Here is a 9,729-nt window from a genome sequence, read left to right on the forward strand (position 1 = left end):
TGCAAATGGGAGCCATCCCTTGCCGTTTCTCACGCGGCGAAGTGGGTGGCAGCTATGTGCGGGGTGAGAAACCGGAAAAATAGGAAACCGGCCAGACCGAAGTCTGCCCGCACACAGCCGCCATGAAGCATTTGCGAGCAGCGGACAAGCTGCCGCCAATTATGCGGACTGATGGACTGAATCACTAATTTTTCAGGGTTCTCACACCCGATCGCCGAGTTTTCGGCGACAACCAAAGACTAGAGAGCGCACGTCCGACGGACAACCTGAAAACCTTGTGGGAAGGTTCTGGTTATTTGACACAAATTTAAACAGCCAAAAGCCAACCCTCACCCTAGCCCTCCCGAAACGTCGGACCGCCCAGAGGGAGAGGGGACTGACCGTGGTGTTTGGCAGAGCTACGCCGACGTGCGATACCGAGTCGAGCTCAGGTTTTGAAACAGATCAAAAGCGCCTCACCCTGGCCCTCCCGAAACGTCGGACCGCCCGTAGGGAGAGGGGACTGATTGAGGTGTTTGGGCGAAGTACGCCGACGTGAAATACCGAGCCGAACTCAGATTCTGAAACAGATCAAAAGCCCCTCACCCTAGCCCTCCCGAAACGTCGGACCGCCCGTAGGGAGAGGGGACTGACCGTGGTGTTTGGCAGAACTACGCCGACGTGCAATACCGCGTTGAACTCAGGTTTTGAAAAGCCCACAGATCGGCCCCCTCTCCCTCGGGAGAGGGCTGGGGTGAGGGGAAGCACCACCACAAATTCAAAGCCGACCACGCCCCGCTCTTCACCACTCAATAGGCCGAGTGTCAGCTCGCCTGCTCTTGATCTTGATCCACGGGCGACGTCGGAAGGCTGAGCGGAGGGATTGATCCGGGCGTGGGAGCGCAGCGACCGTTTGGCGCAGCCAAACACAGCGAGAGGAGGTGCAGCGAAGCAAACCGTAGGCGCTGCGCCCGGATCGATCCCGCAGCGAAGGAACCCCGAGCCCCAGCGAGCGGGCCGTACGTAGGAGCAAGCGTTTTTTGCTTACTTTTTTAGGCGCTTGTAAAAAAGTGAGTCGCCGTAAGGGCGAAACCCTAAGCCGCCGTTACCGCAGCAACGGATCCACCGCAAAGAAAACTGACAGCGCCGACAGCTAGCCGTCACCCTCCTGACCCCCAAACAAGTTTATAAAGACCCTAACCCTGCCCAAACTCCGTCCGGCGCCCACCCCGCATGCGAATCCAAAAAAACAAAGCCCTGCTAGCCCTAGTGATCGTCCTGGCCGCCGCAGGTACATGGTGGGCAATGAAACCCGCCCCCACCAAACTCGCCACCCCCACCACCATCCCGGTGCGAGTCATAGCGGTCAGCGAAAAAGACGTCCCCCGCTACACCAGCGGCATCGGCTCCGTACTCTCATTACACAGCGTCGTAGTGCGCCCCCAGATCGACGGCATCCTCACCAAAATCCTCGTCAAAGAAGGCCAACTCGTCAAAGCAGGCGACCTGCTGGCCACCATCGACGACCGCTCCATCCGCGCCAGCCTCGACCAGGCCCGGGCGCAACTGGGCGAAAGCCAGGCGCAACTGCAAGTCGCCCTGGTCAACCTCAAACGCTACAAACTGCTCACCGTCGACGACGGCATCTCGAAACAGACCTACGACCAGCAACAAGCCCTGGTCAACCAATTGAAAGCCACCGCCCAAGGCAACCAAGCCTCAATCGACGCCGCCCAAGTTCAGCTGTCCTACACGCAAATCCGCTCCCCCGTCACCGGCCGCGTCGGTATTCGCACAGTCGACGAAGGCAACTTCCTGCGCATGACCGACACCGCCGGCCTGTTCACCGTCACCCAGATCGACCCGATCGCCGTCGAATTCTCCCTGCCCCAGCAAATGCTGCCGACCCTGCAAGGCTTGATCAACGACCCGCAACGCGCGCAAGTCAAGGCCTACATCGGCGCCGACACGGACGGCGAAACCGGCAACCTGCTCGGCGAAGGTCACCTGACCCTCATCGACAACCAGATCAACGCCAACACCGGCACCATCCGCGCCAAGGCCGAATTCGACAACGCCAGCCAGAAGCTCTGGCCTGGCCTGCTGGTCACGGTAAAAATTCAGACAGCCCTCGACAAAGATGCGCTGGTCGTCCCGCCCACCGTCGTACAACGCGGCCTCGACCAACACTTCGTTTACCGGGTGAATGGCGACAAGGTCGAAGCGGTGCAGGTGCAAATGGTTTACCAGGGCAGCGGCCAGGACATCATCAAAGGCGTGAAGGCCGGTGACGTGCTGGTCACCGACGGCCAGTCGCGGCTTAAACCCGGTTCGACCGTGCAAGTCATGAGCGAGCCGCCGCAAGTGGTGCAGGCGGAGCCGAAGCCATGAAGGCGCATAAAGGTGTTTCGACGTGGTGCATCGATCACCCGGTCGCCACAATCCTGCTGACCATCGCTTTGGTGCTGGTCGGTTTGATTGCCTTCCCGCGCTTGCCAATCGCCCCACTGCCGGAAGCGGAATTCCCTACGATTCAGGTTTCCGCGCAGTTGCCCGGCGCCAGCCCCGACACCATGGCCTCATCCGTGGCCACGCCGCTTGAGGTGCAATTCAGCGCCATCCCCGGCATGACCCAGATGACCTCCAGCAGTGCCTTGGGCTCCAGCCTTTTGACCCTGCAATTCACCCTCGATAAAAGCATCGACACTGCCGCTCAGGAAGTCCAAGCGGCGATCAACACCGCCGCCGGTAAACTGCCCAAGGACATGCCGACGCTACCGACCTGGAAGAAGGTCAACCCGGCCGACAGCCCGGTGCTGATTCTCAGCGTCAGCTCGACGCAAATGCCCGGCACCGAACTCAGCGACCTGGTGGAAACCCTGCTCTCGCGTCAGATCAGTCAGATCGACGGCGTAGGCCAAATCAACATCACCGGTCAGCAACGTCCGGCGATTCGCGTACAAGCCTCGGCGGACAAACTCGCGGCGATCGGCCTGACCCTCGCCGACATCCGACTGGCGATTCAGCAAACCAGCCTCAACCTGGCCAAAGGGGCGCTGTACGGCGAATCGAGTATCTCGACACTGTCGACCAACGACCAGTTGTTCCACCCCGAGGACTACAGCCAGCTCATCGTTTCCTACAAGGATGGCGCCCCGGTTCACCTGCGTGATGTCGCCAAAGTGGTCAACGGTTCGGAAGATGCCTACGTGCAAGCCTGGGCCGGAGATCAACCCGGGGTGAACCTGGTGATCTCGCGCCAACCCGGCGCGAACATCGTTGAAACCGTTGACCGCATTCAAGCCGCCCTGCCCGGCCTCGAAGCCATGCTGCCGGCCTCGGTGCAAGTGAAAACCCTGATCGACCGAACCCAGACCATTCGCGCCTCCCTGCATGAGGTCGAGATCACCCTGTTGATCGCGATCCTGCTGGTGGTCGCGGTGATGGCGCTGTTCCTGCGTCAGTTGTCGGCGACCCTGATTGTTTCGGCGGTGCTTGGCGTGTCGCTGATCGCCAGTTTCGCTTTGATGTACCTCCTCGGTTTCAGCCTGAACAACCTGACGCTGGTGGCGATCGTCGTCGCGGTTGGTTTCGTCGTCGACGATGCGATCGTGGTGGTGGAAAACATCCACCGGCATCTGGAGGCCGGCGACGACATGCGCGAGGCCGCGATCAAGGGTGCGGGCGAGATCGGCTTCACCGTGGTGTCGATCAGTTTCTCGCTGGTGGCGGCGTTCATTCCGTTGCTGTTCATGGGCGGTGTGGTCGGGCGCCTGTTCAAGGAATTCGCCCTGACCGCGACCTCGACCATCATGATTTCCGTGGTGGTGTCGCTGACTCTGGCGCCAACACTAGCGGCGCTGTTTATGCGCAAACCGGTGCATCACGCCCACGCCAAACCGGGCTTCAGCGAACGCTTGCTCGGCTGGTACGAGAAAGGCCTGCGCCGTGCCCTCGCCCATCAGAAATTGATGATCGGCGTGTTCGGTTTATCGCTGGCGCTGGCCATCGGCGGTTACATCTTTATCCCCAAAGGTTTCTTCCCGGTGCAGGACACCGGTTTCGTCCTCGGCACCACTGAAGCGGCTGCGGATATTTCCTACGGCGACATGGTGAAAAAACACCTGGCGATGGCGGAAATTGTCGCCGCCGATCCGGCCGTACAAGCGTTCTCCCATTCGGTCGGTGTCTCCGGCAGTAACCAGACCATCGCCAACGGCCGCTTCTGGATTGCCCTGAAAAAACGTGGCGACCGTGATGTTTCAGCCAGCCAGTTTATCGACCGCATCCGTCCGCAACTGATGAAAGTCCCCGGCATCGTCCTCTATCTGCGCGCCGGCCAAGACATCAACCTCAGCTCCGGCCCGAGCCGCGCGCAGTATCAATACGTACTCAAGAGCAACGACGGCGCGACCCTCGCGACATGGACGCAACGCCTGACGGAAAAACTGCGCAGCAACCCGGCGTTCCGCGATATTTCCAACGACCTGCAACTGGGCGGCAGCATCACTCACATCAGCATCGACCGCAGCGCCGCCGCCCGTTTCGGCCTGACCGCCAGCGATGTCGACGAGGCGCTGTACGATGCTTTCGGGCAACGGCAGATCAATGAATTCCAGACCCAGGTCAACCAGTACAACGTGATTCTGGAGCTGGACACCAAGCAACGCGGCAAGGCCGAAAGCCTCAACTATTTCTACCTGCGTTCGCCGCTGAGTGGCGAGATGGTGCCGCTGTCGGCGCTGGCCAAGTTCGATGCGCCGACCATTGGCCCGTTGTCGATTGCCCACGACGGCATGTTCCCGGCCGCCAACTTGTCGTTCAACCTCGCGCCCGGCGTTGCGCTGGGTGATGCGGTGATTCTGCTCAATCAGGCCAAGGCCGAGATCGGCATGCCGACGGCGATCAGCGGCAATTTCCAAGGGGCGGCGCAGGCGTTCCAGAGTTCGCTGGCCAGTCAGCCATGGCTGATTCTTGCGGCGCTGGTGGCGGTGTACATCATTCTCGGTGTGCTTTATGAAAGCTTCGTGCACCCGCTGACGATCATTTCGACGCTGCCGGCGGCAGGTTTGGGTGCGGTGATCATGCTGTGGATCTGCGGCCAGGACTTTTCGATCATGGCGTTGATCGGCCTCGTGTTGCTGATCGGTATCGTCAAGAAGAACGGCATCCTGATGATCGACTTTGCGCTCGAAGCGCAGCGCCACCGAGGCCTGTCACCGCAGGATGCGATTTTCGAAGCATGCATCACGCGGTTCCGGCCGATCATCATGACCACCCTCGCCGCCCTGCTCGGCGCGCTGCCGCTGATGCTCGGCTACGGCACTGGCGCCGAACTGCGTCAGCCGCTGGGGATCGCGGTGGTCGGCGGTTTGCTGGTCAGCCAGATGCTGACGTTGTTTACCACTCCGGTCATATACTTGTGGCTTGAGCGGCTGTTCCACAGGCCCAAACCTGCGCCCGTAGCGGCGCTGGCGACCACAGACTGAGGCGGGTCATGCGCGTTCTGATTATCGAAGACGAGGAAAAAACCGCGGACTATCTGCACCGCGGTCTGACGGAACAGGGTTACACCGTGGATCTGGCCCGTGACGGCGTCGAGGGTCTGCATCTGGCGCTGGAAAGCGACTACGCGGTGATCGTCCTCGACGTCATGTTGCCGGGCCTCGATGGCTTCGGCGTGCTGCGCGCGTTGCGTGCGCGTAAGCAAACCCCGGTGATCATGCTCACCGCCCGCGAGCGCGTCGAAGACCGCATCAAAGGCCTGCGCGACGGTGCCGACGATTACCTCGGCAAACCGTTTTCCTTCCTCGAACTGGTCGCGCGTCTGCAAGCACTGACCCGGCGCAGCGGCGGCCACGAACCGGTGCAAGTGAGCATCGCCGACCTGTGGATAGATCTGATCAGCCGCAAGGCCACTCGCGCCGGCACCCGACTGGATCTGACCGCTAAAGAGTTCTCGCTGTTGAGCGTGTTGGCCCGCCGGCAAGGTGAAATCCTTTCGAAAACCGCCATCGCCGAGATGGTCTGGGACATCAATTTCGACAGCGATGCCAACGTCGTCGAAGTCGCGATCAAACGCCTGCGCGCCAAGCTCGACGGGCCGTTCGACGAGAAACTGCTGCACACCATTCGCGGCATGGGTTATGTGCTGGAGAGCCGTGGTGTCCAGTAACTCGATTGCCCTGCGCCTCAGTGGAATGTTCACGCTGGTGGCGCTGCTGGTGTTTCTGTTGATCGGCGGCGCGTTGTATCAACAGGTCGACAAAGGCTTGGGATTACTGCCGGAAGCCGAGCTGGATGCCCGATATAGCGTGCTCGAATCGGCGCTCAATCGCTTCGGCACGCCCGAGCACTGGGTGAAAATCAACGCCAAGTTGAAGCTGCTCGGCGAAGAGGACAAGCGCATTCGTTTCTGGGTGGTGAGTGGCGATCCGGGTTACGAGTATGGTCAGCCCGATGCGGCGATTCGCGCGTTCGCCCAAGGGCCGCTGGGCATGCATGACCTGCAGTTGCCCGACCATCCTTATCCGCTGAAAGTGTTGCTGACCGAGTTGCCAGCCAAGGATCAGCGGCCGCCGCTACGCTTCATGATCGGCATTGATACCGAGACCTTTCACGAGACTCAGCACAATCTGTTGATCGCGCTGATCGGGTTGGCGATTGTCGGTGTGTTGATGGCGTCGGCACTGGGGTATTGGGTCGCGCGGATTGGTTTGAAGCCGTTGATCAAACTGTCCCATGAGGCTCAACGACTGGCGCCACCGCTCAGAGCCGGGCGCTTGCGTTTGTCGCCGCTGCCACCGGAGCTTGAGCAGTTTGTCGATTCGTTCAACTCGACGCTGGAACGGGTCGAGCAGGCCTATTCAAGACTTGAGTCGTTCAACGCCGACGTCGCCCATGAACTGCGTTCACCGCTGACCAATTTGATTGGCCAGACGCAAGTGGCGCTGACCCGTGGGCGCTCTGCCGAACACTATTTCGAAGTGCTGCAATCCAATCTTGAAGAGCTGGAACGGCTGCGCTCGATCATCAACGACATGCTGTTTCTGGCCAGTGCCGATCAGGGTAACAAGGCGACCAAACTGACCTCGACGTCGCTGGCGGATGAGGTGGCGACGACGCTGGAGTATCTGGATTTCATCCTTGAAGATGCGCAGGTTGAAGTGCAGGTCAGCGGTGATGCACTGGTGCAGATCGAGGTCGCGCATTTGCGCCGGGCGTTGATCAATCTGTTGAGCAATGCGGTGCAGCACACCGGCGCGGGTCAGGTGATCGAGGTGCGGATTGAGGTTGAAGCGCATCAGGTGAGTATCGGCGTGGCCAACCCCGGTTCACCGATTGCCAGCGAGCATTTGCCGCGCTTGTTCGAGCGCTTTTATCGGGTGGATGCATCGCGCAGCAACAGTGGCAATAACCATGGCTTGGGGCTGGCGATCGTCAAGGCGATTGCGCTGATGCATGGCGGCGATGTGTTTGTGCGCAGTGATCGGGGGATGAATACCTTCGGCATCCACCTTCCCGTCTGACCCTCCCCCACCGCTCGTTCCCACGCTCCGCGTGGTAATGCAGCCGTGGACGCTCTGCGTCCCTTCCAAAGCCGAACGCGGAGCGTCCGATGAGGCATTCCCACGCAGAGCGTGGGAACGATCAAAACTCAGGCTTTGAAAAGCATGAAGATCTGCTGCCTTTCCCCCTCGCCACCCAGGGGGAGAGGGCTGGGGTGAGGGGGTGACTTTTGCTTCTGCTGTAACAGTCATTTATGAAAATCACGCTGTTTCCCAACGCCCGGCGACCTTATCTTTGCCCGCACCAAACAGCACTCGCCAAGCGAGAAGGTTTTCAAGATGTCCAACAGTATGGGTATTGCCAGCGCTTTCGTTTTGTCCTCATTGATCCTGTCGCCGATGGCGATGGCTGAAGAATCGCAGTCGTTCGTAGCGCAAAATATCGCTCGCGCTCAGGCCTTCGATCAGCATCAGGCCGAAGTGATGGCCAAGGCTCAGGACGCCTCGCAAGCCCCGCAGGCTGCCACTTCCCAGACTCAAGCAAGCGAGACAGACAGCTGAGTCGCGCTCCGCGCCAACGTTTCCCTCGACGCGGTTGTTTGGCTCTTCCCGTTCAACCGTCGTCATTCCAGGCCGCTGCCTTTCAGCGGCCTTTTTTCGTTGTGGTCTGAAAGCCGTTTGGTTCGTCTGTAACAACAAGAAACATCAAGCCCTCAAGCCATTGAAGGGCCAGTTGACCCAAGGAGCTCCATCGCACGTGCGTTACCCAGTTCGCTGCACCCCGCTGTTCTTTGCAATTGCCGCAACGATTGCCCCTGCCGCTCACGCTGACGAGCCTGCCAAAGATGGCTTTGTCGAGGGTTCGAGCCTCAACCTCAACGCCCGCAACTACTACATGAATCGCAACCGCTTGCAGAAAGCGGACGACAACATCGAGTGGGGCCAGGGCTTTCTCGGGGTCTTCAAGTCGGGCTACACCGAAGGTACGGTCGGTTTCGGCATTGATGCCCACGCCATGCTCGGGTTGAAGCTCGATGGCGGTGGCGGCACCGACGGCTCGAGCATCCTGCCGGTCAGAGAGAATGGCGGCAAAGCGCCGGGGGCGTTCTCCACGGCGGGCGGCACGTTGAAAATGCGCGCGTTCGATACCGAGTTGAAGGCCGGTGACCTGTTCCTCACCAACCCGGTGATTGCCGGCGGTGAAACGCGCATGCTGCCGCAGACTTTTCGTGGTGTGAGCCTGACCAACCACAGCTTCGATGGCTGGTTGATCGAAGGCGGCCAGGCGAGTTTCAACAAGCCTTACAACCAGAGTGGCCACACGCGCATCGGCACTTCCTACGGCACTCTTGCCGACGGTGATGAGAGCCAGCACCTGAACTGGGCCGGCGTGGCGTGGAGCGGTGTCGAAGGCCTGACCAGCAGCCTTTATGCCTCTGAGTTGAAGGACATCTGGAACCAGTATTACTACGACCTCGACTACACCTGGCAGTTGAACGATCTAGTCAGCCTCAACCCGGGCTTGCACTTCTATCACACGCAAGACACCGGTGATGCGCTGCTGGGCAACATCGACAACAACACCTACAGCCTGCATTTCACCGTTGGCGTCGGTAATCACAGCGTTACCGCCGCGTATCAGCGGGTCAACGGCAACACGCCGTTCGACTACATCAGCCAAGGCGACAGCGTTTACCTCGACAACTCCCAGCAATACTCCGACTTCAACGGCCCGAACGAACGCTCGTGGAAGCTCAAGTACGCCTATGACTTCGCCGGTGTCGGCGTGCCGGGGCTGACCACGGCGGTGTCGTATTCGCGCGGCAAGGTGGACCTGACCAAGGTCGACCCCGACAGCAAAGGCTATTCCAACTGGTACAGCGCCGATGGCCGCAACGCCAAGCATTGGGAACGCGATCTCGACTTGAAGTACGTGGTGCAGAGCGGTCAGGCCAAGGATCTGGCGCTCCACCTGCAATGGGCGACCAACCGTGGCGGCAACGGCTACGGCGTGATTGATTCGGATACAGATGAATACCGCGTGATCATCGACTACCCGATCAACGTCTTCTAAGATCGGCGCCATAACACCGTCTTGAATTCAGTGATGCACCCTGTGGGAGATTCTATGGTTGAGGGGAAGCCCTCAACTGACTTTTGTCTGGTATTCGCTTTGCCCTTTCAGCAAGGCGAATACCACCCGAGCAAGTTTGCGAGCCAGCATCACCAACGCCTGCGTGGT

At 60.0% G+C, this 9,729-nt stretch carries 6 protein-coding genes and 1 pseudogene; 6 read left to right on the plus strand and 1 reads right to left on the minus strand.

The window, feature by feature from the left end; genetic code table 11:
• Window positions 1–1,212: 1,212 nt before the first annotated feature.
• From CKW14_RS20015 to CKW14_RS20040, 6 genes are all read left to right on the plus strand, one after another.
• Window positions 1,213–2,370 (plus strand): efflux RND transporter periplasmic adaptor subunit, encoded by a 1,158-nt coding sequence (locus CKW14_RS20015; protein WP_095125941.1) that lies wholly within the window; start codon window positions 1,213–1,215, stop codon window positions 2,368–2,370.
• A complete protein-coding gene (locus CKW14_RS20020) occupies window positions 2,367–5,468 on the plus strand; it encodes a multidrug efflux RND transporter permease subunit (RefSeq protein WP_095125942.1) in 3,102 nt (1,033 codons plus the stop codon). The genes CKW14_RS20015 and CKW14_RS20020 overlap by 4 nt, the downstream gene beginning before the upstream one ends.
• Window positions 5,469–5,476: 8 nt before the next feature.
• The gene (locus tag CKW14_RS20025) at window positions 5,477–6,154 is read left to right on the plus strand and encodes a heavy metal response regulator transcription factor (protein ID WP_007916978.1); all 678 of its coding nucleotides are present in this window, start codon (window positions 5,477–5,479) and stop codon (window positions 6,152–6,154) included.
• Window positions 6,144–7,508, plus strand: coding sequence for a heavy metal sensor histidine kinase (locus CKW14_RS20030; RefSeq protein WP_095125943.1), 1,365 nt, complete (start codon window positions 6,144–6,146; stop codon window positions 7,506–7,508). Before CKW14_RS20025 ends, CKW14_RS20030 begins: the two co-directional genes overlap by 11 nt.
• A 318-nt stretch (window positions 7,509–7,826) precedes the next feature.
• Window positions 7,827–8,048 (plus strand): hypothetical protein, encoded by a 222-nt coding sequence (locus tag CKW14_RS20035; protein ID WP_095125944.1) that lies wholly within the window; start codon window positions 7,827–7,829, stop codon window positions 8,046–8,048.
• 196 nt (window positions 8,049–8,244) lie between these two features.
• The gene (locus tag CKW14_RS20040; RefSeq protein WP_095125945.1) at window positions 8,245–9,561 is read left to right on the plus strand and encodes an OprD family porin; all 1,317 of its coding nucleotides are present in this window, start codon (window positions 8,245–8,247) and stop codon (window positions 9,559–9,561) included.
• Window positions 9,562–9,633: 72 nt separating this feature from the next.
• Here CKW14_RS20040 and CKW14_RS20045 read toward each other — a convergent pair.
• Window positions 9,634–9,729: pseudogene (locus CKW14_RS20045) on the minus strand (IS110 family transposase); the annotation flags it as partial.

This window comes from Pseudomonas sp. Irchel s3a12 (genome assembly GCF_900187485.1).
Taxonomy (GTDB): domain Bacteria; phylum Pseudomonadota; class Gammaproteobacteria; order Pseudomonadales; family Pseudomonadaceae; genus Aquipseudomonas; species Aquipseudomonas neuropathica.